This is a genomic window from Ruminococcus sp. N15.MGS-57 (genome assembly GCF_000980385.1).
GTDB classification, from domain to species: Bacteria; Bacillota; Clostridia; order Oscillospirales; family Ruminococcaceae; genus Hominimerdicola; species Hominimerdicola aceti.
In genome coordinates this window covers 1-21,792 of sequence record NZ_LARF01000021.1, presented here as the reverse complement: position 1 = coordinate 21,792, position 21,792 = coordinate 1, and the positions used below count along the sequence as shown (strand labels likewise).

Annotated in this window: 22 protein-coding genes; 10 read left to right on the top strand and 12 right to left on the bottom strand. The window is 43.9% G+C overall.

The features are described from left to right. Position 1: 1 nt before the first annotated feature. From WS40_RS06155 to WS40_RS06125, 7 genes are all read right to left on the bottom strand, one after another. Complete coding sequence (locus WS40_RS06155) at positions 2-571, bottom strand: electron transport complex protein RnfA (protein ID WP_022288499.1); 570 nt, start codon at positions 569-571, stop codon at positions 2-4. Positions 572-573: 2 nt separating this feature from the next. Next, positions 574-1,257, bottom strand: a complete 684-nt coding sequence (gene rsxE / locus WS40_RS06150; protein ID WP_022288500.1) for an electron transport complex subunit RsxE — start codon at positions 1,255-1,257, stop codon at positions 574-576. Next, a complete protein-coding gene (locus WS40_RS06145; protein WP_022288501.1) occupies positions 1,250-1,810 on the bottom strand; it encodes an FMN-binding protein in 561 nt (186 codons plus the stop codon). The genes rsxE and WS40_RS06145 overlap by 8 nt, the downstream gene beginning before the upstream one ends. Further along, on the bottom strand, positions 1,807-2,748 hold the full coding sequence (locus tag WS40_RS06140) for an RnfABCDGE type electron transport complex subunit D (RefSeq protein ID WP_022288502.1): 942 nt from the start codon (positions 2,746-2,748) through the stop codon (positions 1,807-1,809). The genes WS40_RS06145 and WS40_RS06140 overlap by 4 nt, the downstream gene beginning before the upstream one ends. Positions 2,749-2,761: 13 nt before the next feature. Then, entirely contained in the window at positions 2,762-4,066 is a 1,305-nt protein-coding gene (rsxC, locus tag WS40_RS06135) for an electron transport complex subunit RsxC (protein ID WP_046441054.1), read from the bottom strand. Between the two features lie 27 nt (positions 4,067-4,093). Further along, positions 4,094-5,092, bottom strand: a complete 999-nt coding sequence (locus tag WS40_RS06130; protein ID WP_046441052.1) for an FAD:protein FMN transferase — start codon at positions 5,090-5,092, stop codon at positions 4,094-4,096. A 75-nt stretch (positions 5,093-5,167) separates the two neighbouring features. Beyond that, complete coding sequence (locus WS40_RS06125) at positions 5,168-5,761, bottom strand: helix-turn-helix transcriptional regulator (protein ID WP_046441050.1); 594 nt, start codon at positions 5,759-5,761, stop codon at positions 5,168-5,170. Positions 5,762-5,934: 173 nt separating this feature from the next. On the opposite strand from WS40_RS06125, the gene WS40_RS06120 reads away from it, so the two are divergent. The 3 genes from WS40_RS06120 to WS40_RS06110 are packed head-to-tail and all read left to right on the top strand — an operon-like array spanning position 5,935 to position 8,314. Continuing rightward, a complete protein-coding gene (locus tag WS40_RS06120) occupies positions 5,935-6,594 on the top strand; it encodes a histidine phosphatase family protein (RefSeq protein ID WP_038670785.1) in 660 nt (219 codons plus the stop codon). A gap of 44 nt (positions 6,595-6,638) precedes the next feature. Further along, positions 6,639-7,472: a hypothetical protein gene (locus tag WS40_RS06115; RefSeq protein WP_278340167.1), complete on the top strand. Its 834-nt coding sequence runs from the start codon at positions 6,639-6,641 to the stop codon at positions 7,470-7,472. After that, positions 7,469-8,314, top strand: coding sequence for an RluA family pseudouridine synthase (locus tag WS40_RS06110; protein ID WP_278460276.1), 846 nt, complete (start codon positions 7,469-7,471; stop codon positions 8,312-8,314). The genes WS40_RS06115 and WS40_RS06110 overlap by 4 nt, the downstream gene beginning before the upstream one ends. Here WS40_RS06110 and WS40_RS06105 read toward each other — a convergent pair. From WS40_RS06105 to WS40_RS06095, 3 genes are read right to left on the bottom strand one after another with little or no spacing between them, the layout of a single operon-like run. Next, positions 8,295-9,440: a Ger(x)C family spore germination protein gene (locus tag WS40_RS06105; protein WP_046441045.1), complete on the bottom strand. Its 1,146-nt coding sequence runs from the start codon at positions 9,438-9,440 to the stop codon at positions 8,295-8,297. The two genes, WS40_RS06110 and WS40_RS06105, sit on opposite strands and share 20 nt — an antisense overlap. After that, on the bottom strand, positions 9,427-10,494 hold the full coding sequence (locus tag WS40_RS06100) for a GerAB/ArcD/ProY family transporter (protein ID WP_046441043.1): 1,068 nt from the start codon (positions 10,492-10,494) through the stop codon (positions 9,427-9,429). The genes WS40_RS06105 and WS40_RS06100 overlap by 14 nt, the downstream gene beginning before the upstream one ends. Then, positions 10,491-11,990: a spore germination protein gene (locus tag WS40_RS06095; RefSeq protein WP_022288513.1), complete on the bottom strand. Its 1,500-nt coding sequence runs from the start codon at positions 11,988-11,990 to the stop codon at positions 10,491-10,493. Before WS40_RS06095 ends, WS40_RS06100 begins: the two co-directional genes overlap by 4 nt. 110 nt (positions 11,991-12,100) lie before the next feature. Here WS40_RS06095 and WS40_RS06090 point away from each other — a divergent pair, with 110 nt between their 5' ends. From WS40_RS06090 to WS40_RS06080, 3 genes are all read left to right on the top strand, one after another. Beyond that, positions 12,101-12,787 carry a DUF421 domain-containing protein gene (locus tag WS40_RS06090; RefSeq protein ID WP_022288514.1) on the top strand — a complete coding sequence of 229 codons (687 nt, stop codon included), beginning with the start codon at positions 12,101-12,103 and terminating at the stop codon, positions 12,785-12,787. Between the two features lie 13 nt (positions 12,788-12,800). Further along, positions 12,801-13,175 carry a DUF4363 family protein gene (locus tag WS40_RS06085; RefSeq protein WP_022288515.1) on the top strand — a complete coding sequence of 125 codons (375 nt, stop codon included), beginning with the start codon at positions 12,801-12,803 and terminating at the stop codon, positions 13,173-13,175. 203 nt (positions 13,176-13,378) lie between these two features. Further along, the gene (locus tag WS40_RS06080; protein WP_325208455.1) at positions 13,379-15,418 is read left to right on the top strand and encodes a zinc ribbon domain-containing protein; all 2,040 of its coding nucleotides are present in this window, start codon (positions 13,379-13,381) and stop codon (positions 15,416-15,418) included. A gap of 156 nt (positions 15,419-15,574) precedes the next feature. On the opposite strand, the gene WS40_RS06075 is transcribed toward WS40_RS06080, so the two are convergent. Beyond that, on the bottom strand, positions 15,575-15,994 hold the full coding sequence (locus WS40_RS06075) for a hypothetical protein (RefSeq protein ID WP_022288517.1): 420 nt from the start codon (positions 15,992-15,994) through the stop codon (positions 15,575-15,577). A gap of 60 nt (positions 15,995-16,054) precedes the next feature. Between WS40_RS06075 and WS40_RS06070 the strand changes: the two genes are divergently transcribed. From WS40_RS06070 to WS40_RS06060, 3 genes are all read left to right on the top strand, one after another. After that, positions 16,055-16,816, top strand: coding sequence for a serine/threonine-protein kinase (locus tag WS40_RS06070; RefSeq protein ID WP_325208454.1), 762 nt, complete (start codon positions 16,055-16,057; stop codon positions 16,814-16,816). Next, a complete protein-coding gene (locus tag WS40_RS06065; protein WP_046441040.1) occupies positions 16,800-17,804 on the top strand; it encodes a hypothetical protein in 1,005 nt (334 codons plus the stop codon). Before WS40_RS06070 ends, WS40_RS06065 begins: the two co-directional genes overlap by 17 nt. A gap of 93 nt (positions 17,805-17,897) precedes the next feature. Beyond that, positions 17,898-18,890: a M15 family metallopeptidase gene (locus WS40_RS06060; protein ID WP_325208453.1), complete on the top strand. Its 993-nt coding sequence runs from the start codon at positions 17,898-17,900 to the stop codon at positions 18,888-18,890. A 101-nt stretch (positions 18,891-18,991) separates the two neighbouring features. Here the strand turns inward: WS40_RS06060 and WS40_RS06055 are convergent, their stop codons facing one another. Continuing rightward, positions 18,992-20,026, bottom strand: coding sequence for a hypothetical protein (locus WS40_RS06055; protein ID WP_046441038.1), 1,035 nt, complete (start codon positions 20,024-20,026; stop codon positions 18,992-18,994). 197 nt (positions 20,027-20,223) lie between these two features. On the opposite strand from WS40_RS06055, the gene pap reads away from it, so the two are divergent. Next, the gene (pap, locus tag WS40_RS06050; RefSeq protein WP_325208452.1) at positions 20,224-21,735 is read left to right on the top strand and encodes a polyphosphate:AMP phosphotransferase; all 1,512 of its coding nucleotides are present in this window, start codon (positions 20,224-20,226) and stop codon (positions 21,733-21,735) included. The last annotated feature ends 57 nt before the right edge of the window (positions 21,736-21,792 follow it).

Here is a 21,792-nt window from a genome sequence, read left to right as displayed (position 1 = left end):
ATCAGATTATTCCCGAAAAGCCCATAAAGCTTAGCGAAACGATAGACGCCGCAATGAGCGTTGCAGGTACGCCCTTGAAAGTTTCAGGAAAATCGCAGTTTTCTATCCTTGCTCTTACTCCGCTGAAAAGCAAGAGGGCAAGAGTAAACGCAAGTCCTGTTCCAAGTGCGTTTGTGAGGGACTGAAGAAAATTATAGCCGTTGTCTATGTTTCCGATAGTAACACCGAGAACTGCACAGTTGGTTGTGATAAGAGGCAGATAAACGCCCAGTGCCTTATAGAGAGGCGGCATCATCTTTTTCATGACTATCTCAACAAGCTGAACGAACATTGCTATAACAAGTATGAATGCCACTGTTTTTAGATACTCTATACCGAAATGCTCAAGAAGTCTGTATACAGGATATGTGATAGCTGTTGCGCATATCATAACGAATATTACCGCTGCGCCCATTCCCACAGATGATTTCATCTGCTTTGATACGCCAAGGAAAGGACATATTCCCATGAACTGAGAAAGCACAACGTTATTTACGAACACACAGCCGATAAGTATAAGTATGTAGCTCATTTTTATGCCTCCTCACTCTCTGTTCTGCACTGACCCTTGCACAAAGCCGCATTCGGACAGCCTGAGCAGGAAATCTCCTTTGGCGGCTTCTTGTTCGCTATCTTGTTCACAAGTGCGATAAGACAGCCAAGCACGAAAAATCCGCCTGCCGGCATGATGAACACTGTCATAGGATCGTCGCACAGGAAAGGTATCTTGAAGCCGAACCATGAGCCTGTGCCAAGTATCTCTCTTATAGAACCCATTGTGAAAAGTGAAAGTGTAAATCCAAGACCCATTCCAAGTCCGTCAAGTATGGACGGGAATATCTTGTTCTTGCTGGCAAAAGCCTCCGCTCTGCCAAGGATAATACAGTTTACCGTGATAAGGGACAGGAATACGCCTAATGCACTGTAAAGCTCAGGTATATAGCCTTTCATAAGAAACTCGATAAGAGTAACGAAGCCTGCGATTATTACGATAAAACAAGGCAGTCTTACAGCCTTTGGGATAACGTTTTTCAAAAGGGATATAACAAAGTTTGAGCAGACAAGCACGAACGTTGTGGCAAGTCCCATGCCGATACCGTTTTTCGCCATTGTTGTGACCGCAAGCGTCGGACACATACCAAGAAGCGTAACAAGAGTCGGGTTTTGCTTTATGATACCCTTTGTAAATTCATACAGATTAGAATTTTTCTCAGCCATTGAGTATCTCCTCCTTATGCTCGTCAAAAAGCTTCACAGCCTTTTTGCACGCAGATTTCATTCCCTTTGAAGAATAGGTGGCAGCGGTAACATTGTCGATAGAATTTTCATCAGTGTCAACACCAAAGCCCTTTAGCTTTGAAAGAAAACTATCGTCCTGCACCTTTGTGCCAAGACCCGGAGTTTCGCCTATAGAGAGAAATTCTATCCCCTCGACAGTTCCCTCGCTGTTTATACCAATAAGCAGATGAAGTCCACCCTTTGAATAGCCGTCCTCAGTTATCTCGATAACGCATCTGCCGTTATCCTTGTCTGTGATAATGGAGTTCACGCCCTCTGTGTCGAACGTAACAGGCGTCTTGCTGTCACCCTCGCCGTCAAGCATTATCTCATAATCGCCCTTGCCGAATATCTCCTCACAGCCCTTTTTCATATCGTCTGTAAGAACACCTGTATTGTCAACATATGTGGCATTATAGGCAAGCACCAAAAGTCCGCTGACAACTATACATATTATAGTCAGCACCAATGGAGGCATTATTTTATCTTTCATTCAGACTTCGCCTCCTTCTTCTTTGATATAGCCCCTAAAGGCTTTGTTTTTGTTATCATGTCGATATATGGTGTAAGTATATTCATAAGCAGTATGGAGAATGAAACGCCCTCAGGATAAGAGCCGAAGAAACGAATCACACAAGTGATGATACCACAGCCGATACCGAATATCACCTTGCCTGTTTTTGTAACAGGAGTTGTAACATAGTCAGTTGCCATGAAGAATGCACCGAGCATTACGCCGCCTGCAAGTATCTGATAGATGCCGTCCTCGCCGCAAAGATATGAGAACACGAAAACTGTGCCGATAAATGCAAGAGGTGTATGTACTGAGATTATCTTCATCATTATAAGGTATATGCCGCCAATGAGCAATGCCGCCGCAGACACCTCGCCAAGACAGCCGCCTACTTTTCCAAGGAAAAGGTCGAGATAATCGGCAGGGGCGGAATGTGCCGCCGCAAGAGGTGTTGCACCTGTTACGATATTGTCAGGATCATAGAAAGGCACTACCCAATGGGTCATGTTGCCTGTGAAAGCAAGCATAAGAACTATTCTTCCCACGATAGCAGGGTTGGCAAAATTCTGTCCCAGACCGCCGAAAAGCTGCTTTACTATAACGATAGCAACGAATGTGCCGATAGCAGCCTGCCAATAAGGCATTGTCACAGGGAGATTGAACGCCAAAAGCATACCGGTCACAAGTGCCGAAACGTCCTTTGTGGAATCAGGTCTTTTCATTATAAGATTGCAAAGCCTTTCCCATATGAGTGCCGTTATCATGCAGAAGCCTGTGAGCATGAGCGCACGTCCGCCGAAAACATAGGCAGACATTGCAAGTGCAGGGCAAAGCGCCACAAGCACATGGGTCATCACCTTAGAGGTAGAAATATTATCCCTTATCTGAGGGGAAGGGCTGACAAGCATTTTTTCCATTTTTCTTACCTCCTTATGTTCTTATGAAAGCTTTTGCAAGCTGATTTTTCTCTGCAAGATCTCTCTTTGCAGGACAGACATATGAACACGAACCGCAGTTCATGCAAAGACCCACCTTGAGCTTCATAAGAGCTTCCTTATCACGCCTGTCATAAGCCTTTTCAAGCTCTGTAGGCATAAGATTCAGCGGACAAGCAGAGATACATCTTCCGCACTTTATACAGTTTGTCTGTGCGCACCTGTCCTCGATGCCCTTTTTCTTATCAGCCTTTTCACCAAATGCAAGAATGGCGTTTGTGGTCTTTGTCACAGGGGTGTCAAGCTCATAAAGGCACATTCCCATCATAGGACCGCCAAAAAGGGCTTTTCTAACCTTTTCTTTATCGCAGTCACCGAATTTCAGTATATCCTCCGCAGAAGTTCCTATAGGTACTTTCACATTGCATGGAGTAGATACCACGTCACCGTCAACAGTTATACGCTTTGATATGAGTGGCATACCTGTTTTGGAATACTCGCCGATAAAGCCTGCTGTGGTAACGTTCATTACGATAACGCCCTGATCTGACGGAAGCTGACCCTCGCCAACTACACGTCCCGTGGCGTTGAATATTATCACCTTTTCTGCACCCTGAGGATAGCATGACTTCAGCACCTTTACTTCGATACTTTCATCATCAGCCGACTTTTCACGCATAAGCTTTATAGCCTGTGGCTTGTTGTCCTCGATACCGATAACGACCTTTTTAAGCCTCAGCATATCACGCACGAGCTTTATTCCGCACATAACATCGTCAGCGTTCTCCATCATCTCACGGTAGTCGCTTGTTATATAAGGCTCACATTCGGCGGCGTTTATAACAAGGGTATCAACCTTGTATTTGTTCTCGTCAAAGTTGAGCTTTATGTGCGTCGGGAAGCCTGCACCGCCCATTCCGCAGCAGCCTGACTGCCTTACGGCTTCGCAAAGGCTCGCTTTGTCTGTTATAACAGGCGGCTTTACGTCAGGTGATACCTCCTGCTCTCCGTCGGTGTCGATCTCCACCATTTTGCACACCTTTCCGCCTGCTGTGAGCAGTTCGGATATCGCTGCCACTGTGCCTGACACAGACGAGTGAACAGGGCATGACATAAAAGCGTTGCTTTCGCCTATGACCTGTCCCACAAGCACTCTGTCACCCTTGGCAACTGTCGGCTCGCAAGGTGCTCCCATGTGCTGTGACATGGATATCTTCACTCTTGCAGGCAGCGGCATGGCGATAGTTTCGCTGTTTTCCGTCCCCTTTTTGTGGGAAAGAAAAATGCTGTTGAGTTTCATAATTTTCCCCCTTATCATACTTTATGACTATTCAAACCTGAATTTATCATCACTTATACTTATCCTGCTCTTTATACTGTCAGAGCAATAAACTATGCCATTTTCATTAATGGCAATAACTTCTATATCTTCATCACTGAGCCACCTGTCAAGCTCAACGCTTCCGCCAATAAAAATGCAGGTAGACAGAAAATCGGTTTCAATGCCGCTCTGCCCTATCACAGTGACTGAAACAAGGTCTGTTTCGCATGGATAGCCTGTTGTCAGGTCAAAAATATGGCTCCACTTTTTGCCCTGCGCTTCAAAATAACGCTCATATCCCCCGGAAGTGGAAACAGATCCACCGCCGCTTGTGAAGCTAAGGCAGGTGTTATCGTTATCAAAAGGGTCTGTGACCGCAACCTTGAAATCTGCTTTATCCGGCTTCTGTCCGTAAAGAAGCGTTGACGAGCCAAAGCTCACCACCGCACAATCGGCTTTTTCACTATCCAAAAGCTTTTTCACTTCGTCAAGGGCAAAGCCCTTTCCGTCACAGCCCACGTCTATCTGTGTGCCGTTTTCAAGGACACATTCGCTCCCCGAAAACTTTATATTCTCATATCCCACAGTGGAAAGAGCAGTCTGTATCTCACTTTGCTCAGGCACTCTCGGCTCATCGCCAGTAACGTTCCAAAGTTCCGTCACTGCCCCTGCAGAAATATCCGCTCCACCGTATTTTTTTGTAAGCTCTATACTCTTTTCTATAAGCTGTGCAGTTTCATCAGAAAGCTCAAGCCTGCCGCTCTCATTGAGCCGTGATATCTCCGAGCCTTCCTCATAAGGTGAATAAAGCTTTTCCAAAGCCTTTATCCTGTCCTTCACCGCCTCAGCGTCGCCGCCGTAAACAGCGGCTGTGCATGGGCAATCCATGGCGAAAAAAGTCGCCTCGTCAGGCTTTTTATCTAAGTGCATCATCACCGCTCCGCACACCATAAGAGCCGCCGCACACGCTACCGATACAAACAGCCGCCTTTCAGGCTTTTTCATTTTTATACCTCACTTGAAATTAGTTGAAAAGTGTGTTATAATATCCGAAGTATGATAACATCGGTATCAAAATTCTTATGTGCAAGCGAGCAAAATGTGTTCGCACTCTTTGATAAACGCCCTTAGTTCAGGATTTTTCCCCACTGAAACCTCGAGCCTGTTCACCTTTTTTCCTGCCATGCCAAGGATCCTGTCAAGGTCTTTAGGCTGAGCAGAAAGATATTTTACACAGCGTTCCATGGTTTCCTCAGTGTCAAGCTCAAAAAGCTTGTGGGAGTTGTGAGGATTTTCAGAGTAAAGCTTTCTCAAAAGCATATAGGTGCATATTTTCACCGCCATGTCCGTCTGAGTTTCAAGACCCTTTATGCCGCTGTCTTTTATAAGCTCCCTCAGCAGCTCGCTTCCCTCGTCCGGACAGCCTAACGCAGAGTTTTTTTCTCTGACCTTGACTAAACCGAACACATCTTCATAGGAAGCACCGTAAAGCTTTATAAGAGCAATGATGATATTGACGTTCTGCTTTTTGCCGTGTTCAACGGCTGATATGCAAGACTGGCTGGTGCCGACTGCTCTAGCCGCACAGCTTTGTGTATAACCGCTTTCTATCCTTGCGGCGGTAAGCTTCTCACCTATTCTGAGAGTCAGCTCATCTTTGCTGTCATTGCTCATGTAATATCTCCCATGTATAAAATCATATTGGTTTTTCAACCATTATTCTATTATACTATAAATTTATTTATTTGTAAATATAAAATCTATAAATTGACGTATTTAAGTAAAAAAAATTTGTGCAGGTTTTAAAGCACTTATCATAAAAGAAAAAGAAAGCAGGTATTTTAAATATGAAAGGCTACAGAATAGCATTTATCCGTCACGGAATGACGCAGGCAAATCTTGACGGACGTTATATCGGTACTACCGACTTGCCACTGTGCAGAGAGGGCGCTGACCAGCTTTATGAAAAGATAGAAAAGTATGATTACCCTTCGGTGCAGAAGGTCTACACCTCGCCTTTAAAAAGGTGCAAACAGACTATATCTATACTCCAGCCTAACAGGCTTGTGGCTGAGATGCCCGAGCTTCGTGAAATGGACTTCGGCAAGTTTGAGAACAAGACCGCTGATGAGCTTATGAACGACCCTGATTATGAGCAGTTCATAAAAGGAGGACTTGACAATCCTCCGCCGAACGGTGAATCAACAAGAGAGGTAATAAACCGCTGTTATGAAGCTCTGAACATCATCATTTCCGATATGATGTACGAGGGCCTTACAAATGTTGCGGTCTGCACCCACGGAGGTCTTATAATGAATATGCTGGCAGGCTTTGGCGTTCCGAAAAGGAAGCCTATGGACTACGCCTGCGATTTCGGCGAGGGCTTTGAAGTCATGGTGACAGCTTCCATGTGGCAGCGTTCAAACGCTTTCGAGGTAATAGGAACATATCCGCCAAAATATGAGGAAATGCCTGATTACACTGTTGAGGATTATTATACCGACTAAGAGGATAAGTAAACCGTAAAAACAGAAACGAGGGGGGAAAAGGCTTGACAAACAAAGAGATAAAACTATCGGCAAGAAAAAATATAAGCCAGAACATGGGAAACTGCGTATCGCTCACGGCATTTTTGTTTGCGGTATTTGTATTTCTTGGTCTGTGCGAGCTTGCCCTTTTTATGCTTTTCAAACGCATCGGCTGGGAGTACTTTTTCTCGTGGCAGGGAATAAAAGATCATGTTTCCGTAAGGCTATTCTGGTTTCTTGACCTCATTGTCATTATACCTTTTGCATCTTTTGAAATGTGGACTGTCCGCAGATTTTTTGTTGATATTGCAAGAGCAGACAGCTATGTGGGATCGAGGCAGTATATAAACTCACATTCTTATGTATATTATTCCCACACCATGTTTTCTTCCATTATAATTAATTCACTGAAATTATTTTCCGCAGTACCTTTCGCTATCTCATCCTACAGCGTGTATTATTGGGGCTGGGTATGCAAGCTCAGCGAGCTTACCTCCGCAGGTCTTCTTTGTTTCATGTTCTCACTCGGTCTGTCTGTTGTGTTTTTCGGACTTATGGTGCATTACTGGATATCCCTTGCCCTTGCGCCATATATAATGACTCTAAACCCACGCACCAACATTTTTGACGCCTGCGATCTTTCTGTAAGGCTCATGGACGGTCAGCATGGCAGATATATCTCGTTCCTGCTGAGCTTTGTTATGTATATCCCCGCACTTCTGTTAGTATATCCTGTTTTTATCATCTATCCATATTTCAGACTAAGCTATATAGTGTTTTTGCAGGATATAATGGGAAGCTACTGGCAGGACAAAATGCCGTCAATGATAAAGCGCTGGAGGAAATACAGCAAATGACTGTGACAATAACAAAAGAAGAAAATGAAAAAGCCCTTGAATGTGTACTGCGTTCAAGGGGCTTTTCAAAAAGGCTCATAACAAGGCTCAAACGCACTGAAAACGGCATGACAAGAAAGGGCGTCCTTATCCGCACTGTTGACCTTGTATATGAAAATGACATCATCATGATAAACGAGGGTGACGGTGAAGCTCTTGACCCTAATCCTGACCTGAAAGCTGATATCCTCTATGAGGACAGCGAGGTGGTGGTGTTCTCAAAGCCGCCTTTTATGCCCTGCCACCCGTCAATAAAACATCGTGACGATACGCTGGGAAATCTTTTTGCCGCACTTTATCCAAGCCTCGCTTTTAGACCTGTCAACCGCCTTGACCGCAACACGAGCGGCTGTGTGCTTGTGGCGAAAAGTCAGCGAAGCGCCGCAATGCTCCAAAAAAGCTTTGAAAAGACCTATGTTGGAATAATAAAAGACCTGCCCCACTGCGGCGGGCGTATCTGTGCGCCTATCGCAAGGGAGCAGGAAACTATAATAAAACGCTGTGTGAGGGCTGACGGACAATATTCCGCAACGGATTATCTTGTACGCAAAAGGCTGGGAGATCTTTCTCTTGTGGACTTCTTTCTTGAAACCGGCAGAACGCACCAAATAAGAGTACACTCGGCTTTTATGGGCTATCCTCTCCTGGGTGATGACCTTTATGGCGAGGCAAGCCCTCTTATAAGCCGTCAGGCTCTCCACTGCGAGAAAATGACTTTTCAAAGCCCCGAAAACGGCAGGATAGTGACTGTTGCTGCACCGCTTCCCGAGGATATGCTCTGTCTTATGACACCCGACAGGTGATATCCGTTTCAAGCTCCACCGAGCCTAGCACTTCATCAAGGCGGTCGGCATACTTCAGATAGCTTTGCGGATATTTGTGACGGAAAAGCCGCCACACATCAAAAATATCCGTCCTGTTCTCATACATGGCTTTGTTCCACACCCCTGTGATATTTTCTTCAAGGCGCTGTTTCACAAGTGCCGCCACCTTGTCTGAGCTTTTCTCGTCACGGATATCAAGAGAAGTGTGTGCAAGAACAGTGAGTTTCAATCTGCATACGAGCCTGCCGTTCTCGTTATCAAGCTTCAGGCTGTGGCTGTCAGAGGTTATCCTAACGTCCATGGGGCTTCCATTATATTCGATCATATCATAATACTGCTCTGCCTTTCCCGTGAGCCACAAACAGCCTGATGCGTCAGCGTGGGAAAGATAGCCATCAAGCACCGTACCTTTTCGTATAAGGGCGGTCTTTTTTATTTCCAAAAGCGGCTCCTGCTGTTCCGCTGACTTTTCCTCATGGCTCTCCGCAAAATCTCCCAGCGGTTGTTTGATAGAGATAACTGGCATAGCGATATACTGCGGTGATCTTATGCAGGAAAGCAGATCGATAAGGCGGCACTCCACCGTTATGCCGTTTTTCACACCCATTTTTATGACCTGTGTGAAGTTTTCTGAGGACATCGTTCCCCTTGTTAGCTGAACGTTCATAAGCTCCTCTGCGGTATTTTCCGCCAAGCAAAGCTCCACTCCAAGAAAAACATTTTTGTCCTTTATAGCAAAAGAGAACAGATCCTCCGGAGAGGAAAGATCTATATTTTTATTAAAGCATATTATTTGAAGATGGCCAAAAAAGATCTCCCTGCCTATCTGATACTGACAGCCCTCAATGGCATCTCGGATACTCCTGCCTTTGCAATTGACAGTCTGTATATTGGACTGGCTCACATCGAGAGGAGTGTCAGAACCCATACTCTGGGTCTTAAAGACCTGCAATGACACATTGTATTCCCCGTTTTCATAGTCAACGCCCATGGCGTGGCAAAGAACACGTTCCTCAATATCCACCTGCCTGCCGAAAGAAGAAAACAACAGCGTCACTGCTGCGATAAAAAGCACAACAACTACCTGTATCTTACGCTTTTTCATCAGATCTCGCCCCCTTTTTCACAAATATCAGGCATAGAAGCGGTATTACGCCTCCGAGAAATATGAGTGGGATAGGGCTGAGCCCTGCGTATGCGATGCTCTCCCACTTGTGAGGCAAAAGCCAAAAGAGCGTTGCCGCCGCAGGAATCGCCGCTGTTATTATCACGCCCGATCCAGAACCGAGCTTAGGAAAAACATATCTCAGGCATCTGCCTGAACAATGGAAATATACTCCCAGCTTATATACCGAGAGCATTACCCACACGCCCATAACAGCGGCGTCATAGCGTTCTATTATGGCAGTGCGTGAAAATGCCGCAAGTGCGAAGAATGGCAGTTTTGCAAGAAGAGTGTAATCTCCAAGTATCATTGTGATAAAGCCTAAGACTATTTCAACAAGGGCAAGCCTTGTGAGCAGAAAATACACAGACGTTTTTGCTGCATTGCCCTTTGTTGAGGGTAAAAGAAAAACTATCACTGCAAGATAAGAGCTTCTTGCAAGCTCGCTGACAGCAGAATGAAAAATGCCTTTTCCAACGTTTCTTTCCGCAAGGTGAAAATCAACGAATGTGAAATCTTCAAGAGAGCTTATAACAAGGATAGATGTCACAAAGAGAAAAAGTACAAAAAGCACTGTTCCCGTTTTTCCTATGACCCCAAGGCCTGACATTGCAACATATATCCCGCAGGCGACAACGCTGAGAACTATCATGAGCCGTGGTATATAATCAGAAAAATAATAATCCATAAAATAGGTGAAGGTGCCGATAACATAAAATGACACTGTAAGAAAATATGCAAGATACAATGTACAAACTCCCCTGCCTGCCCACTTTGAACGGCTCACCACAAGAGTGCATGGGTCATCATTAGGAAAACGCTTGTGGAAAGCCGCCATACCGCATATCATAACTATCTGAAAAACTGTAGACAGCACTGTTCCAAGCATAAGCTCCAAAGCGTTTGCGGTGCTTTCAGGGAGAAATGTCATCATTGAAAAGGCTCTTGTACAGATAAGCATTGCAAAAAACTGCATTGGCGTAAGCTTTTTCATTGGCTTCCCCCCTTTTCGTCAAGCTTGTATTCTTTAATGGTGCTGTGAGTTTTCTCATATGACCGAAAGCTCCGCCTTGAAATAACGTCCTTTATACCCTTTGAGAAAAATGGCGTAACAGGCGCGGTGTAAGATACTGCAAGGTCGTCCATGGAGTTTATATTTATCATCAAAAGCACAGTGCAAAGTGCAATGCCATAAAGTCCCGAGCCACCGCCCACCAGGATATACACTAGCCTTAATATAGCCGTCTGCTGATAAAGGCTCGGTATAACGAACGATGATGTTGTGGTTATCCCCACCACTATAAGCAGAGGGGCGGACACAAGTCCGCTTTTTACGGCAGCGTCGCCTATGATAAGACCGCCCACTATAGAAACAGTGCTTCCCACAGGCTTTGGAAGCCGCAAGCCTGCTTCTTTCATTATCTCAAATAGAAGCATTAGCACAAGCACCTCCACTGTCAACGGATAAGGCGTTGACTCCTCTGAAACTGCAAGATTCAGAAGAAGCTTCAATGTGAAGACCTCAGGGTGAAAGCTCGCCAGTGCAACATACAGACCCGGAAAAGCCACCGCTAGAAAGAACGCAATATATTTCAGCCACCGCATAAAGGTGACGTAAAAAGGCTTTTCCGCAAAATCGTCCATGGTCTGAAAATTTTCCGCAAAAAGCGAAGGACAAATAAGCACAAATGGCGTGCCGTCCACAAAAACACATATCCTGCCCTGATTTAGCCTTGTGCATATCATATCAGGCCTTTCGGAATAAGCCATTTGTGAAAACACTGACGAACCGAAGCCTTCGTCGATAAAAGGTTCGATATATCCGCTTGTGAGAACAGTGTCGAGCTTTATGCCTTTGAGCTGTTTTCTCAGCCTGTCCACAGCGTCTGAGCTTGCCCGGTCGCTCATGTAGACCATGCACACGTCGGTGGAAGAACGCTTTCCTATCTGCATCATCTCAAACCTCAGCGATGGTGTTTTCATTCGTCGGCGCACAAGAGAAATATTAGTTCTTATTGTTTCCGTAAAAGAATCCTGTGCGCACATTATAGTCTGCTCGCTTGCAGGCTCAGAAACCGACCGCTTGTCGTAACCTTGGATACCGTAAACAACAGCCTTTGAAAGCCCCTCCACAAATATGACCGCAAAGCCCGAAAACAAAAACTGTATGACGTCACCATAATTAAAGACCGTTTTTCTCTCGGCGGCAAGCAGGCTTTCTTTTGTCAGGAAGTCGAATACCTGCTCTGCATTGCCCTTTGACTTTTGTGCAGAAAGCTCCATTATAGGTCTGAAAATAAGCTCTGACATTGCGCTCGTTGAGATCATTCCCTCTATGGATACCAACGCACAGCTTACGGAGCATATCTTCACATTCATTATGTTAAGATCCATTGAATTGCCTGTTATGGTGCGAAGGGAAGTCATGGCGGCGTCAATGGTCTTATCTATCTCAGCGTTTTTGTAGTTTCTGAAATCGGGTGTATTCATTTTGTTTCTCCTACATGAAATTTTGTTGTATTTATTATCTGCGGCTGTTATCAGAATATTCTGCATTAAAGCTGCAAAAAATAGCTTTGACCATATTGGAGGAAAACAAAATGCTGATAGTTTTTTTCAGAGCCGTAATACTTTATATACTCATTGTCATAAGCATACGCCTTATGGGCAAAAGGCAGATAGGCGAATTACAGCCCTCGGAGCTTGTTATAACGCTTCTGCTTTCAAACATCGCCACCCTGCCTATCGAGGATATGACTATACCAATGTCAATGGGCATAGTGCCTATATTCACGCTGGTGTGCCTTGACGTTATACTCTCTCACTGCTCGCTTAAATTCAGAGGGCTTAGAAAGCTCATATGCGGCTCTCCGAAAATAGTCGTAACCCGTGGGATCATAGATCAAAAACAGCTCAAAGACCTGCGTTTTTCTGCAGACGATCTTTTGGAGTCCCTAAGAAGCATGGGTATATTCGATATAAACGAGGTACAGCTTGCGGTGGTGGAAACAACAGGCAAGATATCGGTCTATCAGAAAGCACAGTTTAGACCTGTGAACAATGGCGGAATGGGCATAAAAGGATCTCAGACCGACCCTCCACAGCTCGTTGTCGACAACGGAAGGATAATATACTCCGCCCTTGGTCTTATCGGCAAGGACGAAAAGTGGCTCATGAAAAAGCTAGGAGAAAAGGGTATGCCCCTGAAAGATGTTTACATCTGCACCGCTGACCCCTCAGGGCAGATAGTTGCCATAAGAAAAGACAAGGGCAAGAAAAAAGTATAAAGGAGCAATCACAATGAAAAGATTGACCGCCTGCATTATTATCCTCACTGTCATAGCCGCCATGTCAGTGTTCTCCGTATTTGCGGTAAAAAAAGAAAACGATAAGTTCATAAGCCTTGTGAACGCCGCTGAAAACAGCTACAGAAATGATGACAGCGACACAGCCCAACGGCTCGAAGAACTCGAAAATGCCTGGAATAAATATTATGTAAGAATATCATATATAGCACAATCCTGCACACTCGATGATATCTCCTATGCAGTGGCAAAGCTCCCAGCCCTATTGGAAAAGGGCTCTGAGGAATTTTTGTCAGAGTGCGAGAGCATACGCTCATGGACAGAGAAGATATACCACACTCAGTATCCTCATTTATATTCGGTTTTTTAATGTAGAAAAATTGTGTCTAAAACGTTATCAAAGTGTATGATTTTTTCTTGCGTTATTGTACAAATCTACAAAAATCATACAGAACAAGGCGGTTTCAACGAGTTTTTCTTGACTTTTCTTTCTGCTAATATTATACTTAGAATGTATGAATAGGATAAAAAATTTTATCCTATTTAGAAAAGAAGTATCAATGGAGGTATGAAATGAACACTATCAAGTTTTGTGCTAAGTGCGGAGCGCCAATAGGTCCAGAAGAAAAATTCTGTGGCGGCTGCGGTGCGTCTGTCGCCGAAATGGAAGCCGAAGCAGGCATTTCCACACAGCAGGCAGCACCTGCTCAGGCACCCGTTCAGCAGACTCAGCCTGTACAGCAGCAGGCTCCTCAGTATGACCAGCAGTATGCACAACCAGCAAACAACTACGCTCAGGCAGCAGCTCCTGCAGCTGCAAAGCCAAATCCTTTTGCTAAGCTTGGCGAATGGGTAAAGGGTCATAAGAAGATAACACTTATCGCTGCTGCAGCTCTTATCGTTGTTATCGTTGCGATCATCATTCTGTGCAACATTCTTAAATATCAGGTGATCGACGCAAAGGATCTTTTCAAGTTTGAATTTAAGGGCATTGACGGCTGTGGCTATGTTGAGGCAGAGCTTAACTGCTATGACAAGAGCTACTATTCAATGGCAGACGCTACAAGCGCTCTCGGCGACCTTGCTGACGAGACAGATCTTGACCTTGGCGATCTTGATGATCTTTCCGACTATGCAAGCTCATCTGACAAGTCATCAAAGGTAAGCAAGTATTTTGCACTTGACAAGAAAACTCTTACAAAAGCATTTAACAAAGCTGATGATTTTACAGAAGCTAAGAAGATGAGAAATGCCCTTCTCAAAACAAATAGCGATGGCGAGTATAAGCTGAAGATCACTTTTGATAAGAAAGCAAACAAGAATCTTAAAAACGGTGACAAGGTAAAATGCACCGTAAAGTACAACGAGGATTCTCTCAAGGACAAGAACATAAAGCTAAAGAACACTGAGTTTGAGGTAACTGTAAAGGATCTTAAAAATGGTGAGGAGATCGACTTCTTCAAGGGCGTTGAGGTCAAGTTCTCAGGCTTTGACGGCAACGGCTCTGCTGACGTTTCATATGACTCAGCATATCCATTTATCTACTATGATTATGACTACAAGTCAGATCTAAAAAACGGCGACAAGTACACTGTTACAGCTAACATAGACGTTTATGGCGCAGAAGAAAGCGGTGACATGACTTGGTTTGAATATGACGACAAGTATTATACATACAAGACAGCCGACGTTAAGGACGGCAAGGTAACAAAGGATTTCACTGTTGAGGGTCTTGAAAAAACTCAGGAGATCGACCCGTTCGAGGGACTTGAATTTGAATGCTCAGGCGGTGTTCCATTTGTTAAGCCTTACTCAGTAAAGAGCGAGTCTATCCCTGCTGCTCTTAAGGACAATGTTTCTTACTCAGTATCATGCGATGATTATATTGGCATCGGCGGCACATTCAAGGTAACTTGCAGCCCTTATTCCTCACTTGCAAGAAACGGTATCACACTTTCCGGCAAAACTGAAACAAACGATTGGGGTGACACTGTTTATGTTAAGGAAATAACAGTTGACGAAACATTCCCTGCATATGTAACAGCTGACAACGCCAAGGCTGCAATGGATAGCTATCAGTCACTTATCGACGACAAGATCGAAGACATGAGAAAGGATATAAAGGGTCATTACGCTCCATATCCTGCTGACTTTGACGGCAAGGTAACATCTATCGAGTCTTTTGATTACGTTGACACTTATGTTGCATTCACAAACAAGAAGAATTATGATTCTTGGGAAAACACAAATGCACTCTACAATCTTTACAAGATAACTGTAAAGACAGATAAGGAGAAAAAGGCAGTTTCATTCTATGCTTCGATCTACTGCTCAAATATCGTTGCAACAGGTGAAACATTTACTGAAGAGCCTTACTTCTCAACATCTTACTACAACAAAGAAGCAGATTTCAAGAAAAAGGTAATTGAAGCCGAGGGTTACACAACAACTAAGGCTGGTGCGGCTTCAAAGCCTGCAACTGACGATTCTTCATCGGCTGCAGCAAGCGAAGCAACAACTACGACCACAACAACAGCAAAGACCGATTCTTCTGTAGCAGAAACAACTACATCTGCAAAGGATAAGGCAACAACTACAACTCTCGTTCCATAAGAGTTAAATAGTGAGAAACACGCCGCGGAAATTTTCTGCGGCGTGTGTTTTTATGTCCTGACAACTCTTGAAAACCTTGTCAAAATGTGATATAATATTTGTTACGATAATAAAAAAACAGCTCCGAAGAACCGGAGCTGCTTTATGAAACGATCGTTATTTAAGGCACTGTGAACCATTTTCAAAAAGCACTTTGTTGAGCTTTGCCACATCATAGCCTTTGTTTATTGCGTCAATGAGTATGCAATCACGGGTGTTTTTAGGATAAAGCTGAGCTTCACCCGCAAGGGTCAGAAGTCGCTGAACGGTATCAACGTCAAGCTTCATAGCAAGTGCGATAGCGATTATCTTATCCTTGCTTGGAAGTCTTGCTCCTGCAAATATCTGATATCCATATATTTGATTTAGCTGGGATATTCTTATGACCTCTATCTTTGTCATCTTTTTCTTTTTCACAAGCTCACAAAGATAACGTGCAAAATCCTGTCTGTCAAGAGAATCCTTATTGTTGCTTAGAAAACTGTTGATATCATCGCTTCCATTTAGCTCCTCCATAAGCTGTGTTGTTTTTTTCATGTCACCAGTTCCTTCCTATAATAATTTATTTTTTACATTTTTACATTGGAGATGAGAAATATGTCACAAAAAAGCTTATATGATTTTGAAACAGAACAGATCGACAAAATGTTCGACTGCAAAAACTATCTATTTAAAAACAGCAAGCACGAAAAAGTCATTTTAGAGAGTGACACAGGTGTAAAAATGGTGCGGCACATTATCTATAAGCCTGCTGACGTTTCTGTATATCAAAGGCTCGCATTGATAAATAATCCATATCTTTGCCGTATCTACGAGATCTCCGAAAGCACTGAAGCGTATACTATCTATGAAGAATTCTGCGACGGCATGACTCTTACGGATTATGCAAACGGTGAAACACTAGCAGAACACGATGCCCTGAACATTACCTGCTCCATATGTCAGGGATTGTATGCTCTTCACAGCAGCGGCATCGTTCACCGTGATATAAAGCCTGATAATATTATAATATGTGACGACAATAATGTCAAGATTATAGATTTTGATATTTCTAAAATTTATAAATCTAATCAATGCTCTGACACCCAGACTTTAGGAACTGTAGGCTTTGCCGCACCTGAACAATTCGGTATGCAGCAATCTGACGCAAGAACAGATCTCTATTCTCTGGCAGTGCTTCTGAACGTTCTTTTGACAGGTGAACACCCGTCGGTCAAAATGTGCGAAAACAAGAAAATTCTGAAAGTCATAAAGAAATGCCTTTCTATCAATCCAGACGACAGATATAGCACTGCGGAAGAGCTGTACAATGTGCTTAATAAGATCAGGAGAAAACTAAAATATGAAAAAATGTCCTAATTGCGGAAGAATTCTTCATGATGATTCCATTTTCTGCTTTGGCTGCATGAGCGAAATAAACAAGAGGCAAGAAATAGTTCTCGCTACCCCCAAAAAAGTGTTTTTAAAAGCAAAAATAACCACACCAATAATCGCTGTGGCATTAGTATCCGCAACTGTTTTCGGGGTGTATACTTATAATAACAATAGTGATAAGACCACGGCTGTGAAAAAAAGCACACCTCGATCTACTGCCACTGTCACCACAAATACACCTGTGACAACTACTCTGCCTCCCGTCACCACTGTCATGACTACTACCACAAAAAAGCGTGAGCCTGACAAGGCTGCCCTTGCGTCAGATATTGCAGAAGGGGCGGCATTAGCAGAGTCAAAAGCCGCCGCAGTCACCACCACTACCACTACAGAAAAAGTGACTGAGCCTGTGACAGAGCCTGAGATACAGCAGGATATACCCCAGGAAAACACAGAAGATACTCAGCAGAACGAGCCTGTCGAGCCTGAATATTACTCCCCTGATGGTGCAAGTCAGATGACCCTTGACCTGCTCGATTATGTAAATCCTCTCCGTGAGAAATATGGTCTGAAACCACTCCGTGCAAGCGGACAGCTTGATGAATGTCTGCAAAAGAGCCTGTATCAAATGGACGACTACTGCCAAGGCATTGGCAACGTATACGAACATCTCTCTGAGGTCGGTCTGCCTAACAACAGCAAAATACGACAATTCACAGCAAACAACAGCTGTGTTTCAGACTATGACGAGGCATACACAGAGCTTTTTACTTGGTTAAAAAATAATGCAAGCTTCGGTCTCTCTTACGGTGACAATCTGATCAACGGCTTGGAAGATTACACATATCTTGGTGTTTGCTTTTTCCATGATGATATAGTTCAGGAAAGAAAAGACCATATGTGGAATGACCCAGATAATGGTGAATACGAATCTATGCCGCTATATCAATGCTATGTTTATGTTATGAAATAAGCCGACAATATCCGACTTGAATATTTTATGCGATTGTGATATAATAAAGGCAACACAAAACGTAAAAAACAAATTACAAAAAAGAGGATATTTATGAATAATCAGACTAATAACGAGAGTTTATCCCAAGGCACTAATAGCCAGCCTGACGAATACAGCGCTTATCGTGATGAAGAATACGAAAGAATGCGCATTGAAATGGAAAAACGCCGTGCCGAAAGGCGTGCAAGAGAACACAGGCGTGTTATGAAAAACCGTATCATTGCCATAGCAATTCTTTTGGTGATAATTTTTGTGATAGTGAAAGCCTGTGGTGGAAAGGCAGACAACAAGCCTGCTGCTGATTCATCATCACAGACCGAAAGCACAAAGCAGGCGGAAGCAAAAACCACCACCAAAAAGAAAACCTCCGACAACAGCAAAGCAGAAGAAACAAAGCATAAGATAGAGCAGTCAAACGGCATGACCTTTGTTGACGGCATTCTTATCGTGAACAAGACCTACTCCCTGCCATCTGATTACGCTCCGGGTGTGAGCACAGTGGCACAAAAAGCCTTTGACGAAATGGCAGCTGCAGCGGCTCAGGACGGCATAACACTCTTTGTAAATTCAAGCTATCGCTCATATCAGGATCAGGAATCTCTTTATAACTCCTATGCTGCAGAACGTGGCACAGAAGCCGCAGACGAGGTATCTTCCCGTCCGGGACATTCAGAACATCAGACTGGTCTGACCTTTGATGTTAACACCACCGAAGACAGCTTTGCAGGCACTCCTGAGGCAAACTGGCTGGCTGAACACTGTGCAGAGTACGGCTTTATTATCCGCTACCCTGAGGGCAAAGAGGATAAAACAGGATATGTGTATGAGCCGTGGCATATCCGCTATCTCGGCAAGGAAAAAGCCGAAGCTGTCACAAAGAGCGGTCTTTGCCTTGAAGAATATCTTGGTGTCACCTCTGATTACAAATATGCCGAAGATCAAAACTGTTCAAGCCTGAACACTTCCGACACTCAATCAAGTCAGGCGTACGGCTACACAGACGGCTATTATCAGTACAACACAAATTATGATTATCAATACTGATACAAACACAAAGCGGACAGCCACAGGAAAGTGGTTGTCCGCTATTCTTTACTTTATCATACGGGACGTCGAGAACGCCGTCCCCTACAGCCAAATATCCGTTACTTATTTTCTGAGCTTTCTGTGCTATCGGAGCTTTCCAAACTGCTGTCATCATAGTGGACAGGCTCAGTTGTAAGACCCTTATCTCCTGCCTCTATGGCTTTCTCAGTCATATCGTCAACTATGCGTTTGAAAACTTTGAACGCCTTATCATAATTCTCCTGCATAGTTTCCTTTGAGTCGCCCAAAGTCTTAACTGGCGTTCTCATTGAAAGGTGGATATCATTCGGCATATTCTCGAAGTTAAGCTCCTTTGCCATGATCTCCATGTTCCAGCTCATGCCCATATCATCAACATACTTGTTGTTCGGAAATTCCTTTGGCAACTCAGGAGTCATTATTGACTTGAACTCCTCGTCAGTGTTTGAGTCTGTTATAACAAGTATAGACTCGCCCCCCTGAAGCTGTGCCAAGAACTTAGTGCTGTTCACGTTCTGCTGCTGATAATCGTCGCTGTGAGAATTTAGCGGAATCATAATGACCTCAACATGGACATAACCATTGCCGTCAAGATCGTCCGTGTATTTTTCAAAGAACTCCTCCAGTTCCTCCTGACGTGTTTCCAAGCCGTTGTTTGCGATCATAAGCACTGTCAGGTCAGCCTTTTCACGCCTTGCAGCGTCAATAAAAATAAATGCCGCCACCGCTATGATAAATATTGTAAAGATTATCCATACCTTGTTGTGATAAAAGAAATTCTGCACCTTTTCAAAGCCGTGAAGCTCTCTTATCTGGTCATGCTCTTCCTTTATGGAAGACTCGCTTTCGTCAATAACTCCGCTTTTGAGCTTCATAAGCTCGATACGCTCCTGAGCAAGCCTGCGTTCACGTTCCTTTTCTTCCTGACGTTCACGCTCACGTCTTTCAGCTTCCGCCTGCTCTAAAACCTGCCTTTCACGCTCCTCAGCTTCACGCCTTTGCTGAGCCAGCGTGCGCTCATACTCTGCGTCATCAGCGTCCTCTAACAGACCCTGACCTTCCAGACTTTTGTCGAGCTTTGATATATTAATGTCCTTTTCGTCTTTTTTTGACATATCACTGCCGTCCTTTGCGAGATATTTTATATCATATTAGTATAAACCAATAATATTAACTCCGTATTAACAAAAAAGAGATAGCATTTTCATGAAAAATGTCTATATACAATTAAAGATAAATTGTGTATAATATACATAAATCAAATAAATTAAGTTGTGATAATAACAATTTAGTGAAAAGAGGAGAGATAGCAATGCTTGAAAAGATCATACAGAAAAACACAGAAAAATCAGAGATATCCGAACATCTAAAAGGGCTGAGAGAACAGCTCACCCTGCTTGAAAACAAAATAAAGACCGCAGGAGTGCCTGTTATAATCACATTTGACGGCTGGTCTGCCGCAGGAAAAGGCTCAATGATAGCAAAGCTCATACGCTCTCTTGACCCACGTTTTTACAAGGTGGTGTCATTTCGTGCACCGAATGAGCAGGAAAAACGTATGCCATGGCTGTGGCGTTATTGGCAAAGCCTGCCGAAGAAGGGTGAGTTTCTTATCCTTGACCGAAGCTGGTATCATGACACTGTGAACGCCTTTATGTATGGTGAGATAGACAAGGAAACAAGGGACACACGTCTTGAAGATATCTGCACCTTTGAAAGGCAGCTTACAGATGACGGATATGTTATCGTGAAAATTTTCCTGCACATTACCGAAGACGAGCAGAAAAAGCGTATCGAAAAGCTGGAGGACTCCTCTGTTACAAGCTGGCGAGTGGAAAGCCACGATATAAAGAACATGGAAAAGTACGATAAGTTTTTCCGCAGATATGACAAAATGCTTGAAAGCACAAACACGGCATTTGCTCCGTGGACTTGCGTTGGGGCAAATGAACGTGCCTCTGCTGAGCTTGAAGTGCTGACAGCGGTCACAAAGGCAGTAAGCACTGCAGTTTCCGCCAAGGAGAAGGGCGAACATTATATTCCCGAACCACAGTTCGACACCTGCGGATACAATTATCCTGAATATAAAACTATTGAAATGCCTGCTCTTGCAGAAGTGGATATGAACAAGTCCCTTGACGAAGCGGAATATGAGAAAAAGCTGAAAAAATATCAGGACAAGCTTTTCAAGCTGCAAAATCTCTGCTATCAGAAGAAGATACCTGTTATAATGTGCTATGAAGGCTGGGATGCAGCAGGAAAAGGCGGAAATATTAAGCGCATTGCGGCTGCCCTTGATCCAAGGGGCTATGAAGTTCACCCTATCGCTGCACCCGAACCGTCAGAGCTTGCAAGGCACTATCTATGGCGTTTCTGGACACGTCTTGAAAAGAATGGTCACTTTACTATCTTTGACCGCACATGGTATGGCAGAGTAATGGTCGAGCCTATCGAAAAGCTCACCCCCGAAGAACGTGTGAACATGGCTTATCGTGAGATAAACGAGTTTGAAAGCCAGCTTCATGATTGGGGCGCAGAGATAATAAAATTCTGGGTGAATGTAGATAAAGACGAACAGCTCCGCCGTTTTAACGAGCGTGAAAACACACCTGAAAAGCGTTGGAAGATAACCGATGAGGATTGGCGCAACCGTGAAAAGTGGGACACCTATGAGAAATATGTTGACCGCATGATAACACTTACCTCCACAGATATAGCACCATGGACGATACTTGAGGGCAACGATAAAAAATACGCCCGCATAAAAGCACTGAAAACTATTGTGAAACGCCTTGAAAAGCGTTTGGAAAAAGAAGATAAATAAAAAAAAGGGGCTGTAAAAAAAGTCCCCAAGAAAAAAGGCTGCGATCTTGCCAAAAAG

Bases quoted from the DNA above. Each gene is read 5' to 3' on its own strand.
- WS40_RS06155 (WP_022288499.1), bottom strand. From the start codon at position 571: ATGAGCTACATACTTATACTTATCGGCTGTGTGTTCGTAAATAACGTT.
- rsxE (WP_022288500.1), bottom strand. From the start codon at position 1,257: ATGGCTGAGAAAAATTCTAATCTGTATGAATTTACAAAGGGTATCATA.
- WS40_RS06145 (WP_022288501.1), bottom strand. From the start codon at position 1,810: ATGAAAGATAAAATAATGCCTCCATTGGTGCTGACTATAATATGTATA.
- WS40_RS06140 (WP_022288502.1), bottom strand. From the start codon at position 2,748: ATGGAAAAAATGCTTGTCAGCCCTTCCCCTCAGATAAGGGATAATATT.
- rsxC (WP_046441054.1), bottom strand. From the start codon at position 4,066: ATGAAACTCAACAGCATTTTTCTTTCCCACAAAAAGGGGACGGAAAAC.
- WS40_RS06130 (WP_046441052.1), bottom strand. From the start codon at position 5,092: ATGAAAAAGCCTGAAAGGCGGCTGTTTGTATCGGTAGCGTGTGCGGCG.
- WS40_RS06125 (WP_046441050.1), bottom strand. From the start codon at position 5,761: ATGAGCAATGACAGCAAAGATGAGCTGACTCTCAGAATAGGTGAGAAG.
- WS40_RS06120 (WP_038670785.1), top strand. From the start codon at position 5,935: ATGAAAGGCTACAGAATAGCATTTATCCGTCACGGAATGACGCAGGCA.
- WS40_RS06110 (WP_278460276.1), top strand. From the start codon at position 7,469: ATGACTGTGACAATAACAAAAGAAGAAAATGAAAAAGCCCTTGAATGT.
- WS40_RS06105 (WP_046441045.1), bottom strand. From the start codon at position 9,440: ATGAAAAAGCGTAAGATACAGGTAGTTGTTGTGCTTTTTATCGCAGCA.
- WS40_RS06100 (WP_046441043.1), bottom strand. From the start codon at position 10,494: ATGAAAAAGCTTACGCCAATGCAGTTTTTTGCAATGCTTATCTGTACA.
- WS40_RS06095 (WP_022288513.1), bottom strand. From the start codon at position 11,990: ATGAATACACCCGATTTCAGAAACTACAAAAACGCTGAGATAGATAAG.
- WS40_RS06090 (WP_022288514.1), top strand. From the start codon at position 12,101: ATGCTGATAGTTTTTTTCAGAGCCGTAATACTTTATATACTCATTGTC.
- WS40_RS06085 (WP_022288515.1), top strand. From the start codon at position 12,801: ATGAAAAGATTGACCGCCTGCATTATTATCCTCACTGTCATAGCCGCC.
- WS40_RS06080 (WP_325208455.1), top strand. From the start codon at position 13,379: ATGAACACTATCAAGTTTTGTGCTAAGTGCGGAGCGCCAATAGGTCCA.
- WS40_RS06075 (WP_022288517.1), bottom strand. From the start codon at position 15,994: ATGAAAAAAACAACACAGCTTATGGAGGAGCTAAATGGAAGCGATGAT.
- WS40_RS06070 (WP_325208454.1), top strand. From the start codon at position 16,055: ATGTCACAAAAAAGCTTATATGATTTTGAAACAGAACAGATCGACAAA.
- WS40_RS06065 (WP_046441040.1), top strand. From the start codon at position 16,800: ATGAAAAAATGTCCTAATTGCGGAAGAATTCTTCATGATGATTCCATT.
- WS40_RS06060 (WP_325208453.1), top strand. From the start codon at position 17,898: ATGAATAATCAGACTAATAACGAGAGTTTATCCCAAGGCACTAATAGC.
- WS40_RS06055 (WP_046441038.1), bottom strand. From the start codon at position 20,026: ATGTCAAAAAAAGACGAAAAGGACATTAATATATCAAAGCTCGACAAA.
- pap (WP_325208452.1), top strand. From the start codon at position 20,224: ATGCTTGAAAAGATCATACAGAAAAACACAGAAAAATCAGAGATATCC.